The sequence below is a fragment of the Arachnia sp. genome (genome assembly GCF_057238465.1).
In genome coordinates this window covers 35,749-54,578 of the sequence record NZ_DBHHFZ010000006.1, presented here as the reverse complement: position 1 = coordinate 54,578, position 18,830 = coordinate 35,749, and the positions used below count along the sequence as shown (strand labels likewise).

Below are 18,830 nucleotides of genomic sequence, written 5' to 3'. Positions count from 1 at the left end.
CCTTGATGGGATTGGGAGTTCCGGTTTCCGGGGGAGAGGGAGCCCGTCCAGTTTTGGCCGGGCGTGACCCGTCAGACTATTCCGGCGCGGGAGAACTGCCTGCGGGTCAGCGCGCGACCCCAGAAGCACCCGGCGACGCAGGCCACGATGGCGATCAGGCAGTACATGACCATGGTCGCGGGATTGAGCATGTCCATCCCCACCTTCGCCACATCCAGGGTGGGGTTGTTGGCGTAGAGCTCCAGGTAGGCCTCCTTCATCCAGACGAAGGGGATGTACTCGCCCAGGGCGAAGAAGGTCACGAAGGCCGTGTAGGCCGCGGTCATGGACGCGAAGGACTTGTGGCCCATCAGCCGGTAGATCACCTCGGCGACCACGCCGCCCGCGATCGTCATGTAGCACATGACGCCGCCGGGGGCCATGGAGATCATCATCAGCCCGATGATGAGGCCCGTGATCAGGAAGATGCCGGTGCGCTGCACCTTGCCGAGCAGGACCATGAAGATCAGGCCGCCGAAGATTCCGAAGATCACCGGGAGCAGCACCATGATCAGCGGGATGGCTCCCATGGTCATGCCGCAGATGAAGAACAGCACGATGTACAAGGCGATGAAGATGCCGATGGTGACGGCGTCGCGGACCGGGGAGTTCCTGCGGTTCGGCGTGGGGGCAGCGGGCTGTGTGGATTCTGTTGACTCGCTCATCATTCCTCTTTTCTCGCGAGCTTTTCCAGGACGACCTGGTGGCCGTCGATGTGGACGGTGTGGTCGAAGGTGGACTCGATGAACTCGGCGTCATGGGTGATGACCAGCACCAGGGCGCCGTCCCCGGCCACGTCCCGCAGCAGACCGGAGATCCGCTGCATGTTCCCGGCGTCCAAGCCCGAGGTGGGTTCGTCGAGACAGATCACCCGCGCCTGTTTCATGCAGGCCAGGGCGATTCCGAGGCGCTGCTTCTGCCCGCCCGACAGGGTCAGCGGGTGACGTTCACGCAACTCCTCCAAACCGGTGCGGGCCAGCAGCTCGACGGCCCGGGCCTCGGTCGCAGGTCCCGGAGGGGAACCGATCAGCATCTCGTCCCAGACCGATTCACCCACCAGCTGGTATTCGACGTCCTGCATCACCAGGGCGCAGTCGCGGATGCGTTGGCGTCTGGTCCAGGTCCTTTCGCCCCAGCCGATCCTTCCCCGGGATTTCAGCAGCCCCAGCAGGACCTTCATCAAGGTGGTCTTGCCGACGCCGTTGGCCCCGGTGATGCCGATCACTCCGGAGGCGGGCAGCGTCAGTTCGTCGATGCGCCACAGCGGCGCGCACCGGGGATGGGCGAACTGGATGTCCCGGATCCTCGGCCCGGCCTGGTCGAAGGGATCCGGCGGCGCCGGCCGGAACTCGGTTCGGCGCAGCCGGCGAAGCCCGTGGTCGGCGAACCAGGCGTCGGGCAGCTGCCCCAGCCGGTCGCTGGTGATGTCGGCGGTGACCCGGCCGGTCTCCAGCACGATGCAACGGTCGATGACCCCGTCCAGGTAGGAGAGACGGTGGTCGGCGATGATCGTCGTCACTCCCTTTTCCTTGAGGTCGAGAATCACCCCGCGCAGCATGTCGAGGCCGTCGAGGTCGAGGTTCGCCGATGGTTCGTCGAACAGCAGCACCCGGGGGTTCAGCGCCATCGCGGATCCGATCGCCAGCTTCTGTTTCTCCCCGCCCGAGAGCCCCGCGATGCGGCGGCCCAGCAGATCGGTGATCCCGACATCCGAGGCGATCTCGCCGACCCGGCGGACGATCTCCTCGGAGGGCATGGCGAAGTTCTCGCAGCAGAAGGCCAGCTCGCTCGCCACGTCGAATGTGAAGAACTCGGAACGGGGATCCTGGAAGACGGTGCCGATTCTGGAGGCGAGGTCGCGGGATGGCAGCTGGGCCACCGGGACGCCGTCGAGGGTGATGCTCCCGGTGACGTGGGCGTCGAAGAAGTGGGGCACCAAGCCGTTCAGGCAGCGCAGCAGGGTCGTCTTGCCGCAACCCGAGTCCCCCGTGACGAGGACGCTCTGACCAGCGGGAATGACCAGGTCGATGCCGCTGAGCGCCGCGGGAAGCAGGGTTTCGTCGTCACCGAAGTAGGAGACGGTGGCCTCAGCGAACTCGATCACCATCTCACCCACACCCTCACGGCTGCGACCAGCGCGGGAGTGAGTGCCATCAGGACCCAGTCGACGGCCTCCAGACGCGGGACGGTCATGGCGGAACGACGGTGCCCGGGATCGAGGCCCTTGCACTCCGCGACCGCCGACAACTCGTCAGCGATCCGTCCCGAACGCATCAGAACCGGGACGACACCGTGTTCCAGTTCTTTCAGCGGGTGACGCAGCCAACGACGCCACCGGGCCTCCGAACCCCGCAGCCTGGACGCGGAACGGATGGTCCTGAGCTCACCCAGCAATGTGGGGACGTAGCGATAGATGACCATGACGACCACCAGAAAGGTGCCCGGCAGCCGCAGTCTTCCCAAGGCCGCCATCGCCTCACCCATCGGCACCCGGGTGAAGACCACCAAGCCCATGGCGAGCGCCGGGAAGCCGTAGACCGAGAGGGTCAGCAGGATCCCGAGCCACGGCACCAACGGCAGGTGCGCCCCAAGCAGGCACAGGTGGTGCAGGACCCGCAACGCGACGTAGCTCCCGGCCAGTTGCAGTGACAGCCGGGACGACCCGAGCAGGAACCCCAGGGCGACGGGGTACGCGGTCAGCAGGGCGGTACCGGCCGGGACCTGGACCAGGCCGGTACCGAAGGCCATCGCGGCCAGCATGACCAACCCCGCTCGGAAGTCGGGTTTGGTGGGGAAGGGCGGCATGGCACGGTTATTCCCCGTAGAAGCAGGGCAGGGGTTTGTAACCCCACCCGACGAGAGGGAATCGACCATCGACACAATTGCTTAGGCTAACCTAAATTGCATGCCGTTGGAAGCTGTTTCCAGCGGTGCATCAACACGAGATGAGGCGAGTGTGCCCAAGGCGCAGAAGGTTGATTGGCGGGTCGTGTTGGCTGCGGCCGCGGCCATGCTCGTTGAGGGGTATGACTTGGGTGTCTACGGGAACCTGCTGCCCTTCCTGCTGCGTGATGGATCCTTGGGGATGGACACCGCACTGGCCGGGGTGGCGGGTTCCGCTGTGTTCATCGGAATGCTGCTGGGTGGTCTGGCGGCCGGGTGGTTGAACTCAAGGTACGGGCAACGCAGGGTGCTGGTGTGCGGCATCTCGGTGTTCTCGGCCGCCATGTTGTGCACCGCTTCGGTACATGACTCGGTGCTCTTCACGGGGACGAGGCTGCTGGCGGGAGCTGGCCTGGGTGTGGTGATGCCGGTCTGCATGGCCATGGCGCGGTCCGCCTGCTCGTCGTCGATGTCCTCGCTGTGCATCTCCGTGGTGATGGGAGGCATCCCGGCCGGCGGTATCGCTGCGAGTCTGCTGTCTTGGCTGACCGCATCCCACGTCGGGTGGCGGCCTTTGTTCGTCGTGGGGGCTGTGATTGGGCCGGTGCTGATCCCGTTGCTCTTTTCCGTGCTCAAAAGGATCGTTGATCCGGAATGCGAGGCCATGGGCCATGAAGTGGCGCATGATGCCTCCCCGGAGCCCCACGGTGGCGTGCCGCTGCGGGAGCTGCTGGCCCCGGCGATCGCTGGCATGGCCGCCACTTTCTGTTTCCTGCTTTCCTTTTACGGATTGATGACGTGGCTCACGAAGCTGATGACCGAGATCCGCGTCCCGCTCGATGGTGCGCTTCAGCTGACTCTTGTGTTGAACACGGGGGCGGTTCTCGGTTCGTTGCTGACGGGTCTGCTGGCGACCCGGTTCGGAACTTTGACGCTGACGGTGATCTCCGGTGTGACCGGGGCGGTCTGTCTGGTGTTGCTGCCATCCGGATTGGTTGACGGGGCCGTGATGATGTTCGTCGTGGCGGTGCTGGGCATGGTCTCTCCCTCTGCCCAGAACTTGGTCAACTCCCTCGTCAGCGAAGCCGTGGCCGCCCATTGGCGGACGGGCGTGCTGGGGTTCACCCTGGGGGTCGGGCGGCTCGGTGCGGTTCTCGCCCCGGTGATCGGCTCCTATCTGCTGGTGAGCATCCCGGCCGGGGAGGGAATCGCCAGCCCGGCCGGTGCCGTCTTCGTGGCGTTCGCCGTCGCCAGCTTGGGCGGTGTGGTCGCCGCGTGCTGGCTCGGGGGTCTGGTTCGCCGCCGCGCCCGGCTGGTGGCCGGGGCATTGGCGAACCGTGGGGCCGGGAGACAGAGTGAGGCCGCGAAAAGCTAAGGTTAGGTTTACCTAAAATCTGGGGTTGGGCGAGTGGTGCCCGAGCACGTCGAATGGGAGCCTTGGGTGGACAAAACGGATCCTGTGGATCTTCTGCACGAGCTGCTGGCGGAGCTGCTGGGAGCTGAACGCGACGAGATCGCTGACATCGGCCCCGAGGAGTCGCTGTCCGACTACGGCATGGATTCGCTGCGGCTGATCGCCGTGGTGCAGCGATTGGGCAGGGCCGGGATCAAGGTCGACTACGCGACGATGGCCCACGACCAGCGACTGGGCAGCTGGGAAGCCCTCGTCGCCCGAGGACCCGAAGCGTGCGCGGTGGGCACGATCAGCACCGGTGAGGTCGAAGCGGATGCGGGTTTCACCACCGGATACCGGGAACGCGACTGGGAACCCTTGACCACACCCCGGCCGGGTTTCGTGCCCATGCCCGAGGACCGGGCGGCCCGCTACCGTGCCGACGGCCTGTGGCGCGGGCGCACCTTCGACGGCATGCTGGCGCTTTCCGTCGACGCCCACCCGGCAAAGATCGCCATCACCGACGGTCACGCATCGATCAGTTATGCCCAGCTGTGGCGCCAGATTGATGCAGCCGCCAAGAACTTCGCCGCCCGTGGGGTGCGCCCCGGCGAACATGTCATCTGCTACCTGCCCAACATCATCGAGTTCTACCCCATCTACTTGGGCCTGGTCAGGCTCGGTGCGGTTCCGTTGCTGGCCCTGCCCGGGCATCGAGAAGTGGAGCTGGCGGCCTTCGCCCGCTCCATCGAACCCCGCGCAATCGTCACGGTCGAACGCTGGCTCGGGACCGATCACGGCGGTATCGCCCGTGGCGTGGCGGCCGGCCTGTCCGGGGACATGGAGGTCGCGGTCTGGACCGACCCGGAGGTCCTGGTGACCGATGATCCGGCCATTGAGGTGGACCGTTCCTCGTGGGGAACACATCCCGAGGACGCGGCTTTCCTGCTCGTCTCCGGCGGATCGACCGGTGTTCCGAAGCTGATTGCGCGGTTCATGGATGGTTACGGTCTGACCCTGGAGCTGTCCAATCGGGTCTGCGCGATCGACGAGGAAACCGTCTACCTGGCGGCTCTCCCGGTAGCCCACAACTACGCGAACTCATCCCCCGGGGCGCTCGGAGTGCTGATGGCCGGCGGCACCGTCGTGCTCGCGGCCTCGCCGTCGCCGGACATCTGCCTGCCTTTGATCGATCGTCATCGGGTCGATGTGGTGGCCCTGGTGCCTCCGATTGCCATGCTGTGGGTCGATCACCTTGGCGGCGCCGAAGCGCCTGGGTCGCTGCGCACCGTGCTGATCGGTGGCGCCAAGCTGACGGTCTCGGCGGCCGAACGAGTGGAGAACGCCTTCCCGGGCTGCCTGCAGCAGGTGTTCGGGATGGCCGAGGGCCTGGTCTGCTACACCGACCTCGACGACACCCGGGAGATCCGGCTCACCACCCAGGGTCACCCGATGAGCGAGGCCGACGAGCTGTTGGTGCTCGACCCGGCAGGCGAGCCCGTCGCGCGTGGGGAGATCGGTGAACTGCGCACCCGCGGCCCTTACACCATCTCCGGGTACTACAGGAATCCGCAGGCCACCGCCAAAGCGGTCGACGCCAACGGCTACTACTGCACCGGTGACCTGGTGCGGATCACCGGCGATGGGGACGTGATCGTCGAGGGGCGTGCGGTCCAGACGATAAACCGTGCCGGGGAGAAGATCCTCGGTGAGGAGGTGGAGGATGTCCTGCTGCGGCTGGACGGCATCATCAATGCCGCCGTCACCGGCCAACCCGACGACCTGATGGGACAACGGATCGTCGCCTTCCTGACCATCCGCGACGGTTCGGAACTCAACATTGACGCGATCCGTCGCCACCTGCGTGACTCCGGGCTGGCCTCGTTCAAACACCCGGACAGAATCGAGATCGTCACCGAGCTCCCGGTGACCGCTGTCGGCAAGAACGACCGCGGCAAGCTGTTGAAGGGAGATGAATGATGACGCGCGACCCGATGCCCCCACCCGCCGCAAAAGCCGACGAGTACCGCGCCGACGGGACCTGGGGCGAGCGAACCATCACCGGGCTGGTTGCTGACCACGCCCTGCTGCATCCAGGGCGTCCCGCCGCGACCGACCAGCACAGGAGCCTCGACTACGGTGGGCTGTGGCGCAGGGCCCAGGAGGCCGCCGCCGGGTTCACCATCGACGGTGTCGCGGCGGGGGAGCGGGTGCTGCTGCATCTGCCGAACTCGGTTGCCTGGTTGGAATGTCTCCTCGGGCTGATTGAGGCCGGGGCGGTGCCGGTGATGTCCACCGAGTCGCTGAGAGCCTCCGAACTGACCGAACAGGCCCGGGCGGTGGGTGCCAGCCATCTGCTGACCCCCGCCGAGGTGACCTTCTCCGCCATGCGGGAAGCTGCGGTGGAAACCGTGAAGAACCTCGACGGGGTCCTGCAAATGCACGAGATCCCCATCGCCACAGGACCACGATCCGAACCCGGCATTGATGTGCAAGCCACCTCGTCGTGCAGGGCCGAGGACCCGGCACTGATCCAGATCGGTGGGCCACGCTGCCCCGACGTGTTGCCGATAGTGCGGCGTCACGAGGACTATCTGTGCTCGGTGGAACTGTCCAACACCGCCTGCGCACTCACCGCTGATGCGGTCATGTTGATCGGCATTCCCGCCTCCCACAACTACACCATGGCTTCTCCCGGGATCATGGGCGCGTTGCTGGCCGGCGCCCACGTCGTTTTCGCTCCCGACCCGACGCCGAGTACCTGCTGGCCCCTGCTGGCAGCCCACGGTTGCACACACACCCCACTGGTTCCCTCCCTGCTGGTTCCGTGGCTCGAAGCAGCAGGAGATGACCCGGCGGCCGTGGCGGGCCTGAGGGTTATCTGGGTTGGTGGGGCGCCGCTCGACCTCACGCTGGCGGCCCGGGTCGAGGCCGGGCTCGGGGTGCGGGTTCAGGAGGTCTACGGCATGGCCGAGGGGCTGGTGGCCTACTCCCCGCTGGACATGGACCGAGCCAGTGTCGCCGAGCACCGGCTGGTGCCCATGAGTGAGCGGGACGAGATCCGGATCGTTGACCCGTCCAGCGGCGTCGATGCCGCCCCGGACGGCGAGGGACGGTCCCGTGGGGAGCTGCTGTGCCGTGGCCCTTACACGGTCGCGGGATTTCTCGGTGCTCCGGAGGGGGCCCGTGGAATCTTCGATGCCGATGGCTGGTATCACAGCGGCGACATCGTGGAGCATCAGATGCCGGATGCCGGGTTCGACAAACCGCGTCTGACGGTGCTCGGAAGCTGCAAACCCCAGATCAATCGCGGCGCCGAGAAGATCTTCCCGGGGCGGGTGGAGAGCGTTCTGTTGACGCATCCCCAGGTTGTGGAGGCCAAGTTGATCGGCGTTGACGACGAGGTTCTCGGGCATGCGACCCGGGCGGTGGTCACCGTCGTCCCGGACGAGACCGGCAGATACCCGAAGACGCTCAAACTGCGTCGGTTCCTGCATGGGGCGAAACTTGCGGCCTACTACCTGCCCGACAGTTTCGAGATTCACAAGCGTCCCGCTGACGGAGAGGGGGCGTTGGGGGCGACTCGGCGCATTGACAAGGAAGTATAGGCTACCCTAACCTATTGGGCGGAAGTCGAGTGCACAATCCAAGGTGGCCGCCTGGAGGTCAGAAATGGTTCCGCGCCAGCTACCGCCGGTGGTTCCGGGAGCCGGAACACAGGTGGAGTCATCAGCACGAGCGATTTCCCGAATTACTTCCTCAAAGAGCGGGGTTTGACAATGGAGTGCAATAATCCTACGACCCAAAAGGGCATGATGACGAAAGACGTGATCATGGCCGCCGCCCTTGGAGTTTTGTGCGTCGCTGTCAGAATGGTTTTCATGATCGCTGGCGGCATCGCCCCCTTGGTTTGGCTCGGGTCCCATTTCATCGACGCGATTCTGCTCGGTCCCGTCTTCATGCTGCTCGTCGCCAAGGTGCCGAAGGGTGGCGCAGTCTTTTTGGTGTGTCTACTAACCGGTCTGGCTTTCTTCAACTCCGGATGGCCCGTGGTGGTCACGTGCATAGCTGGTGGGCTGATGTGCGAGGCGATCCTGGCCTTCGGCAACCGGACCTCCCCATCTCTGCTCACCTTGGTGATCACCTATGTGGTGTTCTGCCTGAGCTTCATCGGAGACTTCTTCCCGCTCTGGTTCCTGGGCGATCAGTTCTTGGGGCAGATGCTCTCCAGTGGGATGAGCGGGGAGTACGTGGAGACCATCAGGTCCTTCATCAATGGCCCCGCGATCACTGTCATCGTGATTTCCATAATTGTCGGAGCGCTCGTAGGAGCCTTCTTTGGTCACCGCCTCATGAGGAAACATTTCTCTGCGGCCCAAGTGGCGCCGGCAGAGTGAAGACTGCACGAACGGGACTTGATCCGCGCACAAAAATCGTGGTGCTGGTCACGGTCATCATCGTGGTATTCTCATTCCCCGGGAACCTCGTCATGGGAATCACGGTCGCGGGATGCATCTTGCTCTTCCTGATCGACGGCTTGGTGCTCCAGCTGGTTGGATTCGCGGCGGTGTATCTGTTTCTTACGGCAATCCAGTTTCTTCTGCTGCCTCGAGTCGGTGCGACGGCGGCCATGATGCTGGCCGGTTTCGTCTACTTCAAGGTGCTGATGCCAATTGCCCTACCCGCTGATCACCTGATGCGAACCACATCTGTACAGGAGGTGTTGGCGGCGGCCAAAAAAATGCGGGTGCCCGAAAAAATGCGCATCGGATTTGCGATCATCATGCGTTACCTCCCGGTGGTCGGCCAGAACTTTCGTCAGGTCAGGGACGCAATGAAGTTGCGCGATCTGCGTGGCCTTGGGGCACGCGTCGAAGCGGTCTACGTTCCCATGCTGATGAACACGGTACAAGCAGCAGAAGATCTGTCGACTGCAGCCTGCACCCGCGGCATCGAAAACCCTGGTGACAAGACATCCTTCGTGAAGGTTGGCCTGCGAACCCGCGATTTCCTGGTAATCACCAGCTGTCTGGCGCTCATCACGGCGGGTGTCCTGAAATGATCGAGTTCAAACGGGTGACGTGCCGCTACGAGGGATTCACCCGCACTGCCCTGACCGACATCGACCTACAAATCTCGTCCGGGGAGTTCGTGCTGTTCTGTGGTCCCAGCGGATCCGGCAAAACCACGGCCATCCGGCTGGTGAACGGCATAATCCCGCATCTGCAACCCGCCGAGGTTGAAGGAGAGATACTACTGGACGGCCAATCGGTTTCTGAGCAGCCGATGTGGCGTCTCGCCCAACGAGTGGGCAGCGTCTTCCAGAATCCCAAGGCCGGCTTCTTCAACTCTGACGTCGTCAGCGAGATTGTCTTCGGCATGGAGAACAGTGGGATCCCACTCGATGTGATGACTCGCAGACTCGCTGCTGTCACACAGGACTGTGGAGTTGAGAACCTGTTGGGTCGCAGCATCTTCGAGCTGTCCGGCGGTGAGGCCCAGCGAATCTCCATCGCGGCTGCCCTGGCGTTGGAGCCCGGGGTACTGGTACTCGACGAGCCGTCGTCCAACCTGGATGAAATGGGGATAGGCGCTCTGCGTGCCCTGCTTGTCCGTGCCAAATCCCTGGGTCAAACCATTATCATCGCGGAACACAGACTCTGGTATCTGGCCGACCTGGTAGACCGGGCATACTGCTTCGCCGACGGCAGGGTCGTCGAGAAATTTGACGGCCCCGGCTTGGCCTCCTTGGCCGATGACAGAAGGCAGGAACTCGGGCTGCGCAAACTGACTCGCCCCACTCCTCCCAACAGCGATTCCCGATCCGGGGGAAACGAACAGGCGTTGCTCAGCATCGACGACCTGTCCTTCCGGTACGGTCGGCGCCAAGTTTTCGATAACGTCGCTTTCCATGTGGCGGCGCAGGAAACAGGCGCCATCGTCGGTCCAAATGGATCCGGGAAGACCAGTATGGTGCGCTGCCTCACAGGTCTGGCCCGCCCCTCCAGCGGAACAATCAGCTGGCGAGGCGAATCGGTTTCAGGTCGCTGGCTGCGCAAGCACGCCTGCCTGGTCATGCAGAACGTCAATCACCAGCTGTTCGCCGAAACGGTCCGCGCCGAGGTGTCACTGGGTTCTCCGGCCACGACGGATACCATCCACGCGGTGCTGGCGGATCTTGATCTCGAGCACTTGGCCAATCGACATCCACGGACCCTTTCGGGTGGACAACGCCAGCGATTGGCCATCGCTTGTGCCTGTCTGTCCTGGCGCCCCATCGCCGTCCTCGATGAGCCCACGAGCGGACTGGACCACCACCACATGACCCAGGTCGCCAAGCTGCTGGCAGAGCAAGCAAATCAAGAACGATGCGTGGTGGTGGTGACCCACGATCCGGAGTTCATCGATGCCTTGGGAGCCCAGCAACTGATCTGGAAACCACAGTCTGATGAAAGACAGGTGGACCAGAAGGCAAAGGAGCTGTGATGAGGTACCAATCAACAGCATTTCCTGAAACACGGTTCGGGATCATCGGGGCGACCGGTGCAATCGGAGGTCGCACCGCAGAAATCCTCAGGTCGCGTGGTCATGAAGCGCTACTTGCCGGGCGCAATCCCGACACACTCATGGCGGAATCCGGTTGCTTTCGACGGGTCAACGTGCACGATCATGAAGCCATGGACAACTTCGTCGCAGAAACAGACGTGGTGATCAATTGTGCAGGGCCTTCCTGTGAAACCTCGTTTTGCGTACTGAAAACCGCAACCAAGTTCAATCGTCCGCTCATAGATGTGGGCGAAAGCCTTCTGACCATGAACCTCAGGCCTCCGATTCCGGTGATTGCTGGGGCAGGGTGCATACCTGGACTTTCCGGCGTGGCGGCAATGGCGGCCGCTGCTGCAGCAACGGCCGGTGGGCATCTGATCTCGGTATATTCGGTGCGCGATATTTTCACTCCCAGTGGTGCCAAAGATTTTCTGCGTGGCATCGACAGAAAGCCCGCGGCAGAAATTATTGCCCTCATGCGAAATCCAAAGAGCTTGGTGAATCGCCTGAACAGCTCAGGGGCGTCGGGGTTTCGAGCACTGGATTTTCCCTGTCGGATCGCTCCATATCAGAACGAGGAAACCAAGCGCCTCAGCGGCTTCCGGGGGTTTGATGATGCAGAGTGGTACAGTGCATTGGCCGGTGGAGTTGATGCCTCGATCCAGTTGATGAAGATAATCAACCACTACCACGTCGAGCCTGATGGCGCCACAGATGATTTGATCGCTTTCAGCCGTGACTCCGTTTCACGATACGGTCGCGGTGTTGATCTCCTGATCGACTTCATCTCAAGAGATGGTCGTCATGCGACAGTGAGCCTTCGCGGAACAGGACAGAGCGGTTTGTCCGCAACCATGGCGGCGGCGATGGCCGAAATAATCGCAACCACACGAGTGGCGCCCGGCATCTGGACACCTGCTCAGGTAACCGACCCCCGCCAGCTGCTGGCACGAATAAAGGAGCTCGCCCCCGCGACGCAGCTGGTCTGCGGCATGGACGAAGATATTCACCAATTCTCTTGCGAGGAGGTCGCATGACCGTCGACAAATCCCCTCGACGACTAATTTTGGATCTGGCGGAGCGCGGGATATCTCTGCGTGCTTCCGGGGACAAGCTGGCCTTCACAGCTCCTCGGGGAGTCCTCACGGAGGACCAGCGCAACGCGTTGAGGCAGGCCAAACCGGAAATCTTGGCCGAGCTGACAGCTCGAGAGAATGCAAGTATCGTTTCGGACCCGGCAAATCGCCATCTTCCTTTTCCCTTGACGGATATTCAGGCCGCTTACCTGGTTGGGAGAAATGAGGCATACGACTGGGGTGGTGTCGCCTGCCAGATATACATGGAGTTGAGCTATGGGGATCTCGACCCGAAAAGGGTGGAAGAGACGTGGCGCAGACTGATCGGTCGACATGAGATGCTGCGCTGCGTCATTGACGCCGCCGGGTCGCAGCGAATCCTGAATGATGTCGGCAAGCTGTCGATTCCATGCGGGGAGGGCCTCCGGCATCTGGAAGAACAGCGCGCCGTTCTCAGCAATCGCTTGGGAGATCCCGGGGTCTGGCCGTTGTTTGCCGTTGCGACCACCCGGTTGCCTGATAGAGCCGTGATGCATTTCTCGATGGAGTTCATCATTGCGGACTGGACCAGCATCTGGATGCTGCTCAGAGAATTCGAGGCGGAGTACTTCACTCCAGAAATCCCGCTGCCTGAAATCAGGCTGAGCTTCCGTGATTACATCGACGCCCATCAACGTATCCGTTCAACTGTAGATCGCGATCTCGACCAGCTGTACTGGAAGGGGAAACTCGATCGCTTGCCGCCGGCTCCACACTTGCCGATTCTTGCCTCTGCTCAGAGAAAGAGGCGTGGATGTTTTCGGCGATATAATTCATGTTTGCCGATGAATGAATGGAATGCCTTCCGGCGTCGTTCGCGCAAGTGGAACCTCACCCCTACTGCTGTAATATTAACTGCTTATGCAAAGGTTCTGGAGCGTTGGAATGATCGTCCGGATCTGACCCTCAACCTGACTGCTCTCAATCGTCCGGGTCTGCATCCCGAAATCGGCAACATCATGGGGGATTTCACCCAGAACGTACTGGTCGAAACCGATTTCACCAGATCACGCAGCTTCCGCGAAGAGGCCCAAGCCACCTTGAAAACCCTCTTCGACAACCTCGATCACCAGTCCTTCACCGGTGTCGAGGTGTTGCGGGACCTGGCGAATCGATTTGGCCGTGAAGCGGCATTCATGCCCTATGTCTTCACGAGTGCAATTGGATTGCAGAACAATGACCAATCCCTCAGGCTGCGCGGCCGGATAGGCGAAGGAATCAGCCAGACGCCGCAGGTTTTCATCGACTGCCAGGTCATGGACACCAATGATGAGCTGCTCATCAACTGGGATGTTCGTGAAGGAGTCTTCCAACCCGGAATCATCGAGGACTGTTTCACGGCTTTCATGGAGTTTCTTCACGAGCTTGCCGCAGGGGATGAGAGCTGGGAAAGAAAAGGGCGTCTTCCGCTCCCAGCATGGCAGCTCCGGGTGCGTGAACAGGTGAACGATACCACCTGCCCGCTGCCCCACCATCTTCTGCACGAAACGGTCATCGCCCAGGCGCGCAACTTCCCGGACAGGATGGCCATTGCCGATGGACGTGATATCACGACCTATGGAGAGCTGATGACGCAGGCGGCCGGAATAGCCGCGAGCCTCCGTGAACTAGGTATCCTGCCAGGACAACGCGTAGGGGTTGGGATGACCAAGAATGCGCTTCAGATGGCCGCTTGCCTGGCCGTCCTGTCGGTTGGGGGCTGCTATGTCCCGATGGACGCGGATGGCCCGGACAAACGAAACCGTGGAATAGTTGCCGCCACCCAGATGGCATGTGTGCTGACCACCAGTGCCGACGAAGCGCCATGGATGGCAGAAACTACCGTGGTGCACGTCGAAGGACTGCGTGGAAACCCGGATGAACTAAGTGTCGAGGGAGACGAGAAGAACATTGCCTACATAATCTTCACCTCGGGCTCCACGGGGGAGCCAAAAGGCGTGGCGATCAGCCACCGTGCGGCTGTCAACACCATCGAAGACATCAACCAACGTTTCAGCGTCACAAGTGAAGATCGGGTTTTGGGACTTTCGCGGCTGAACTTCGATCTGTCCGTCTACGACCTCTTCGGTGTCCTGTCGGCCGGTGGAGCAGTGATCCATCCAGAACCAAGAAATCTGACCAATCCGATTCACTGGGCCGAGCTGATCCAAGAGTGGGATGTCACCCTGTGGAACAGTGTCCCGGCATTGATGCAACTGCTGGTGGATTCTCTGGAGGAAAGCAACAACAAATCTCTCAATTCACTCCGGGCCGTACTGCTGTCGGGAGACTGGATTCCCCTCGCTTTGCCTGAACGCATTCAGCAGGTGATGCCCGAAGCGAACATCGTGAGTCTGGGGGGAGCAACCGAGGCGTCGATCTGGTCCATTCATTATCCTTGGGAAGGGAACGAACCCCACTGGGTGAGCATCCCCTATGGAAAGCCTTTGCTGAACCAAGGGTTCCATGTGCTGGACGATCGCCTATACGATTGCCCTGTCGGCGTTCCGGGGCAGCTGGCCATCACCGGGATCGGGCTGGCTGATGAGTACATAGGAGATCCGGCTCTCACGGCCAAGCAGTTCCCTGTTCTTCCGCAAAACGAAGAACGAGCATATCTAACAGGAGACCTGGGGCGCTACTTGCCCGACGGGAACATCGAATTCCTCGGCAGACGTGATTCGCAGGTAAAGATCAGGGGCTACCGGATCGAACTCGGTGAGATCGAAGCCGCATTCACCGCTGATCCAGAGGTGGTGGCCGCGGCGGCTTTTGTGGTTGAGCGCGCTGGAGAGAAGCAGATACAAGCAGTCCTCCAGACCTCGGTTCCTCCCGGCGACATTCTTGCCTTTGAGAGTTCTTGGATCGCGAGGCTCAGGGACACGCTACCCAGCTACATGATTCCTCGTCGGGTCGGATGGTGCCCAAGATTTCCGCTCACCAGTAACGGGAAGGTTGACCGAACCGCTCTGCCCGAAATGATCAGTCACTCTCCTGAGGATCTTTCCGGGGATCCCGAGAAGCCGCTCACCTCCACGCAGATGCTCGTCTCAGATACCTGCCGTGAGCTCTTGGAAATTGACAAGTTGGGTCTCGATGAGAGTCTCTATGACGTGGGGGCCGATTCGATGACCATGAACCGGATCGCAATCAGGCTGAGTGAGTCGCCCGGTTGTGCGAGTACTTTTGAAGACATACTAGTTGCGCTGTTGAATGATGCGACGGTGGCGGCCGTATCCAGGGTGATCGAAACCAAGAACGATGATTCGGAGGTCAGCCATGCCGACTGAGTGGGTGAACCATGCTCGCGTCACTGACGGGGCGCAGGTGAATCTTCTGTGTTTCACCTACGCCGGGGGAAGCCCAAGTCTGTTTGCTCCCTGGAAGAAGTACATCCCCGACAGTATCAATGTGTATCCGATCCTGTATCCGATGCGAGAGAAGCGCCGCCAGGAAATGCTACCCGAGGACGCCTCGGTCTTGGCGGCTCGCATTTTGAGCGAGGCCCCAGAAATCTTCGATCGTCCAGTAGTTTTCTTCGGTCACTGCACCGGCTCGATGATTGCCTATCAGACGGCACTGGGCATGCGCGGTCGTTTCAATGATCCCTTGCTCTTCATCGCATCCAGTGCCGAGTCTCCGCGCCGTACGCGAATAGCTGAAGCCATCGTCAACGGTGAGGGAGTCGCCCTGTCCGACGACGAGATCCTGAGTCGTTTGGTCGAGTGGGGAGTTATTGGCGCCGACTTTGCCGCCAATTCTAAATTCGTCGAGTACTACCTGCCAATCTACAAGGCTGATTTGACGATGCTCGCCCGATCGAAATCGGAGGAACCCGTCCCGCTTGCGTGCCCGGTCTCGGTCCTGCGAGGAGCGGATGATGCGACTGTGACCATTGAAGGGTTGAGCGACTGGCGTGAGTACACCAGTGTCGCCATTGCTCAGCACGAGTTCCCCGGTGGTCATTTCTACTACACGGATGATGTCCGACCCTTGGCAAGCTATATCACGCGATCGATAATTGATGCGGTGGGAAAGAAAGGATGATGATGCTTCAGGAGATGGCGGAGAAATATGGTTATCTGGAGTCTCCTCGTGGAGGATTCTCCTTCCCTCTCACTCCTCAGCAGAACTACTATATCGACAGAAGTTTGGCGGGAAACGGGATTCCTCAGATTACTTCTGGTACCCACATCAGAGGGCCGCTCGATGTAAATCGATTGGAACGCGCAATCGCTCGATTGATCAATCAATCGGACTGTCTTCGTATTCGGTTCAAGCGCGTTGATGGCGAGATTGTTCAACAGGTGGTGAGTTGCGTTGACTTCCAGCTGGAGGTCAGGGCTGCTTCCGGAAGCACCGGCGAGGAGCGCCTGATCGATGCGCAGCGACAGGCGATCATCGGCTTCAAACGTGAGATCGATCCCTTCAGCGAGGACCAGTTCGCTTTTTGTCTCTATCAGATCGATCGCAACGAGTTCTTGTTCACGTTCAGCATGGGACATGCCCTTTTGGATGGCATCTCCATGTTCCTTCTCCTGGATCGACTCTTCCGGTACTACAATGCCGACGACAGCGGCCCCTATATCGAAGAGCCAAGCTTCGTGAGATATGCGCAATGGCTGGCCGACTTTCGAAATTCCCCTGCGGGAAACCAGCAGATGGATTTTTGGGATCGCCGTCATGCGGAGATCCGCGACCTTCCTTTTGCGGCTCCGGGTCCAATCGCTGACGAACAGAGCGTCGGGCCGTGCGAAATCACCTTCCAGCGGGAAGTGCTGGAGACCTTCGCCCGGAAGGCGCGAACCTCGACGGCGAACCTGCTCGTAACGGCACTTCATCTTGCCATGGACAAGGTATTCGGGGTGACTGATTCCAGCTTCACCCTGGCGAGCGCGAACCGCAGCCACTCCGAGTTCTCCCAAGTGGCCGGACTTCTCGTTCGAGGAGTTCCCCATCAACTCAAAGTTTCCGAGGGGCAGACTTGCGGTGAACTGCTTTCTTTGTGCATGCGTCACACTTCCGAGCTCGTGGCCAATCAGGATCTGTGCTCAATGAATTTGACCAAGTCTGCGTTCACCTCGCACAACTTCACCCAGCAGATGACCCTGATCCCCGGGCTCGAAATGGCCCCTTGGATCCCGGAATTTCATCAGGAATACGGCCTGCTGCTCTTTGAACACTGGAACCTTCTTGACGAGGTGCGTGTCACCTTTCGCGGTGACCTGAAAATATTCAACACCGGACAGGTCAGGCAAATTGCTGAGGAGACGAGGGCGGCAATCCATTTCCTGATGGAGCACCTCGAAGAGCCGGTTTCGGGATATCTGGTGGTGAAATCCGAGGAGATGCGGCTGAACATTCCGGAGAAAGTACTTTCCGTCTGGCTTCAGGAATTGCAGCTGGAGCGGATCGAGAGCGGGGATTCCTTCTTTGACCTCGGGGGTAATTCGTTGATTGCCAGTAGGGTGGCGGATCAGCTCTCCCGTGATCTGGGAATTGAGGTGGCCATTGCGGACCTCTTTGAGTTTGACACCCTGGGGGTGTTCACCAAGATGATCATTGACAAGGTGCCAACCGATTCCTGATGGCTATTTTCTCCCATACCCCTCGGTGGTGTCATGAAACCGTAGCGACGGTGCTGGCGGGGACCCGGGTCAACCCCGTTTTCGTCTCCGGCAGCCCGTCGTCGTCTACCTCGATGATTTCCTCGGGGCGCGGGTCCGCTATGACACGACAAAGGCCCAAGCACACCTGCGGCGCCTCGGGATGGCCTTCCCCAACGTCCGCGACGGCCTGGTGGTGCGTTACCTGAACCACGGCATCAAGGCCGGCTTCCTGCTCGCGCCTACGCTATCGGCCAGAAGCGCTGACAACTTCGAGAGGGCGTAGCCGGTATGAGCATCGCAACGTTGCTGAATGAACACTCGATCGAGCTTCCCGGCTACTCGGAGGTCTCGATCGAATCGGGGAGGGCCCCCATCACGCTGTCCATCTGGGAGGCCGAGCAGGACGCGGCGCCGGCGGTAGTGTTCGTCCCGGGCACCATGACCCACCCCCTGTTCTACAGCCCCTTCCTGGATGCGGTCAGCCGGCACGGCTACCACGTGGTCGGCGTTCATCCGCTGTCCCACGGGCGCAGCCCCCGGGTCATCCGCCGGTTCACCCTCGGCGACATGATCGGAAACGTCCGGGACGCGGTGGGTTATGCCTGCGCCCGTTTTCCCGGTGCGGTCGGCCTGATGGGGTCGAGCCAGGGTGGTGTCCTCACCCTGCTGGCCGCCGGCGGCGAGCACCGAATCCGGGCCGCTTTCCCGCACAACGTCCTGTTCACACCTCTGCGTGAATCCCTGTCGGTCACACGCTTCCCCAATGCGCTCGGCGTGGCTTACCCGGTGATCCGGCGGATCATCGCCGCGGCCGGCCGGGTGCTGCCCGGGTTGCAGGTTCCGATGAGTTTCTACCTCGACGTCGACAAGATCTTCTCCGAGCAGGAATGGCGTAACGAGTTCTACCGGGATCCCCTGGGGCTCACCTCCTACCCGGTGAGTTTCCTGTCAAGCCTGTTCGCGACCGACATGTCGGTCCTCGTCGATGGCAGCATCACCTGCCCGGTGGTGGCTTTCGTGTCGACGGGTGATCCCCTGTTCACCCTCGACTACAGCCGTTTGGTCTACGAGCGGCTGGTGGCGCCCGGGAAGCGGCTGGTCGAGTTGCCCGCCGACCACCACCTGATCCTCAACGAGCGGATTGAGAACGTCACCCCGACGGTGCTGGCCGCCCTGGACGACCACCTCAGGTAGCCCGGATGCTTCCCGCATTCGGGCGCAGGGAATCCCGGCGGGTTTCCGCTGGGTGGCGTGGTTGCTGTGTGC

General features: G+C 61.5%; 14 protein-coding genes. 11 read left to right on the top strand and 3 right to left on the bottom strand.

Annotated features, from left to right (window positions below; all coding sequences use genetic code 11):
• Positions 1-71 precede the first annotated feature (71 nt).
• Genes ACO6D6_RS07945 through ACO6D6_RS07935 form a run of 3 tightly spaced genes read right to left on the bottom strand, consistent with a single transcriptional unit; the run spans position 72 to position 2,844 of the window.
• Positions 72-704, bottom strand: coding sequence for an MptD family putative ECF transporter S component (locus ACO6D6_RS07945; RefSeq protein WP_484784710.1), 633 nt, complete (start codon positions 702-704; stop codon positions 72-74).
• The gene (locus ACO6D6_RS07940) at positions 704-2,146 is read right to left on the bottom strand and encodes an ABC transporter ATP-binding protein (protein ID WP_484784708.1); all 1,443 of its coding nucleotides are present in this window, start codon (positions 2,144-2,146) and stop codon (positions 704-706) included. The genes ACO6D6_RS07945 and ACO6D6_RS07940 overlap by 1 nt, the downstream gene beginning before the upstream one ends.
• Positions 2,140-2,844: an energy-coupling factor transporter transmembrane component T family protein gene (locus ACO6D6_RS07935; protein WP_484784706.1), complete on the bottom strand. Its 705-nt coding sequence runs from the start codon at positions 2,842-2,844 to the stop codon at positions 2,140-2,142. Before ACO6D6_RS07935 ends, ACO6D6_RS07940 begins: the two co-directional genes overlap by 7 nt.
• Before the next feature lie 151 nt (positions 2,845-2,995).
• On the opposite strand from ACO6D6_RS07935, the gene ACO6D6_RS07930 reads away from it, so the two are divergent.
• The 11 genes from ACO6D6_RS07930 (at position 2,996) to ACO6D6_RS07880 (ending at position 18,758) form a co-directional block, all read left to right on the top strand.
• Complete coding sequence (locus ACO6D6_RS07930; protein ID WP_484784704.1) at positions 2,996-4,297, top strand: MFS transporter; 1,302 nt, start codon at positions 2,996-2,998, stop codon at positions 4,295-4,297.
• 66 nt (positions 4,298-4,363) lie between these two features.
• Positions 4,364-6,295 (top strand): (2,3-dihydroxybenzoyl)adenylate synthase, encoded by a 1,932-nt coding sequence (locus ACO6D6_RS07925; RefSeq protein WP_484784702.1) that lies wholly within the window; start codon positions 4,364-4,366, stop codon positions 6,293-6,295.
• The gene (locus ACO6D6_RS07920) at positions 6,292-7,923 is read left to right on the top strand and encodes an AMP-binding protein (protein ID WP_484784701.1); all 1,632 of its coding nucleotides are present in this window, start codon (positions 6,292-6,294) and stop codon (positions 7,921-7,923) included. Before ACO6D6_RS07925 ends, ACO6D6_RS07920 begins: the two co-directional genes overlap by 4 nt.
• 171 nt (positions 7,924-8,094) lie before the next feature.
• Positions 8,095-8,712: an MptD family putative ECF transporter S component gene (locus ACO6D6_RS07915; protein ID WP_484784819.1), complete on the top strand. Its 618-nt coding sequence runs from the start codon at positions 8,095-8,097 to the stop codon at positions 8,710-8,712.
• Entirely contained in the window at positions 8,709-9,377 is a 669-nt protein-coding gene (locus ACO6D6_RS07910) for an energy-coupling factor transporter transmembrane component T family protein (RefSeq protein ID WP_484784699.1), read from the top strand. Before ACO6D6_RS07915 ends, ACO6D6_RS07910 begins: the two co-directional genes overlap by 4 nt.
• On the top strand, positions 9,374-10,801 hold the full coding sequence (locus tag ACO6D6_RS07905; protein ID WP_484784697.1) for an ABC transporter ATP-binding protein: 1,428 nt from the start codon (positions 9,374-9,376) through the stop codon (positions 10,799-10,801). Before ACO6D6_RS07910 ends, ACO6D6_RS07905 begins: the two co-directional genes overlap by 4 nt.
• Complete coding sequence (locus tag ACO6D6_RS07900) at positions 10,801-11,898, top strand: NAD-dependent epimerase/dehydratase family protein (RefSeq protein ID WP_484784695.1); 1,098 nt, start codon at positions 10,801-10,803, stop codon at positions 11,896-11,898. Before ACO6D6_RS07905 ends, ACO6D6_RS07900 begins: the two co-directional genes overlap by 1 nt.
• Positions 11,895-15,245 (top strand): non-ribosomal peptide synthetase, encoded by a 3,351-nt coding sequence (locus tag ACO6D6_RS07895; protein ID WP_484784693.1) that lies wholly within the window; start codon positions 11,895-11,897, stop codon positions 15,243-15,245. Before ACO6D6_RS07900 ends, ACO6D6_RS07895 begins: the two co-directional genes overlap by 4 nt.
• Positions 15,235-16,002, top strand: a complete 768-nt coding sequence (locus ACO6D6_RS07890; RefSeq protein ID WP_484784691.1) for a thioesterase II family protein — start codon at positions 15,235-15,237, stop codon at positions 16,000-16,002. The genes ACO6D6_RS07895 and ACO6D6_RS07890 overlap by 11 nt, the downstream gene beginning before the upstream one ends.
• Positions 15,999-17,543 (top strand): condensation domain-containing protein, encoded by a 1,545-nt coding sequence (locus tag ACO6D6_RS07885; protein ID WP_484784689.1) that lies wholly within the window; start codon positions 15,999-16,001, stop codon positions 17,541-17,543. Before ACO6D6_RS07890 ends, ACO6D6_RS07885 begins: the two co-directional genes overlap by 4 nt.
• A gap of 309 nt (positions 17,544-17,852) precedes the next feature.
• Positions 17,853-18,758, top strand: a complete 906-nt coding sequence (locus ACO6D6_RS07880; protein ID WP_484784688.1) for an alpha/beta hydrolase — start codon at positions 17,853-17,855, stop codon at positions 18,756-18,758.
• Positions 18,759-18,830: the final 72 nt, after the last annotated feature.

What these genes read in the sequence shown, in the direction of transcription:
- ACO6D6_RS07945 (WP_484784710.1), bottom strand. Translation starts at nt 704, where the DNA reads ATGAGCGAGTCAACAGAATCCACACAGCCCGCTGCCCCCACGCCGAAC.
- ACO6D6_RS07940 (WP_484784708.1), bottom strand. Translation starts at nt 2,146, where the DNA reads ATGGTGATCGAGTTCGCTGAGGCCACCGTCTCCTACTTCGGTGACGAC.
- ACO6D6_RS07935 (WP_484784706.1), bottom strand. Translation starts at nt 2,844, where the DNA reads ATGCCGCCCTTCCCCACCAAACCCGACTTCCGAGCGGGGTTGGTCATG.
- ACO6D6_RS07920 (WP_484784701.1), top strand. Translation starts at nt 6,292, where the DNA reads ATGATGACGCGCGACCCGATGCCCCCACCCGCCGCAAAAGCCGACGAG.
- ACO6D6_RS07915 (WP_484784819.1), top strand. Translation starts at nt 8,095, where the DNA reads ATGGAGTGCAATAATCCTACGACCCAAAAGGGCATGATGACGAAAGAC.
- ACO6D6_RS07905 (WP_484784697.1), top strand. Translation starts at nt 9,374, where the DNA reads ATGATCGAGTTCAAACGGGTGACGTGCCGCTACGAGGGATTCACCCGC.
- ACO6D6_RS07900 (WP_484784695.1), top strand. Translation starts at nt 10,801, where the DNA reads ATGAGGTACCAATCAACAGCATTTCCTGAAACACGGTTCGGGATCATC.
- ACO6D6_RS07895 (WP_484784693.1), top strand. Translation starts at nt 11,895, where the DNA reads ATGACCGTCGACAAATCCCCTCGACGACTAATTTTGGATCTGGCGGAG.
- ACO6D6_RS07890 (WP_484784691.1), top strand. Translation starts at nt 15,235, where the DNA reads ATGCCGACTGAGTGGGTGAACCATGCTCGCGTCACTGACGGGGCGCAG.
- ACO6D6_RS07885 (WP_484784689.1), top strand. Translation starts at nt 15,999, where the DNA reads ATGATGATGCTTCAGGAGATGGCGGAGAAATATGGTTATCTGGAGTCT.
- ACO6D6_RS07880 (WP_484784688.1), top strand. Translation starts at nt 17,853, where the DNA reads ATGAGCATCGCAACGTTGCTGAATGAACACTCGATCGAGCTTCCCGGC.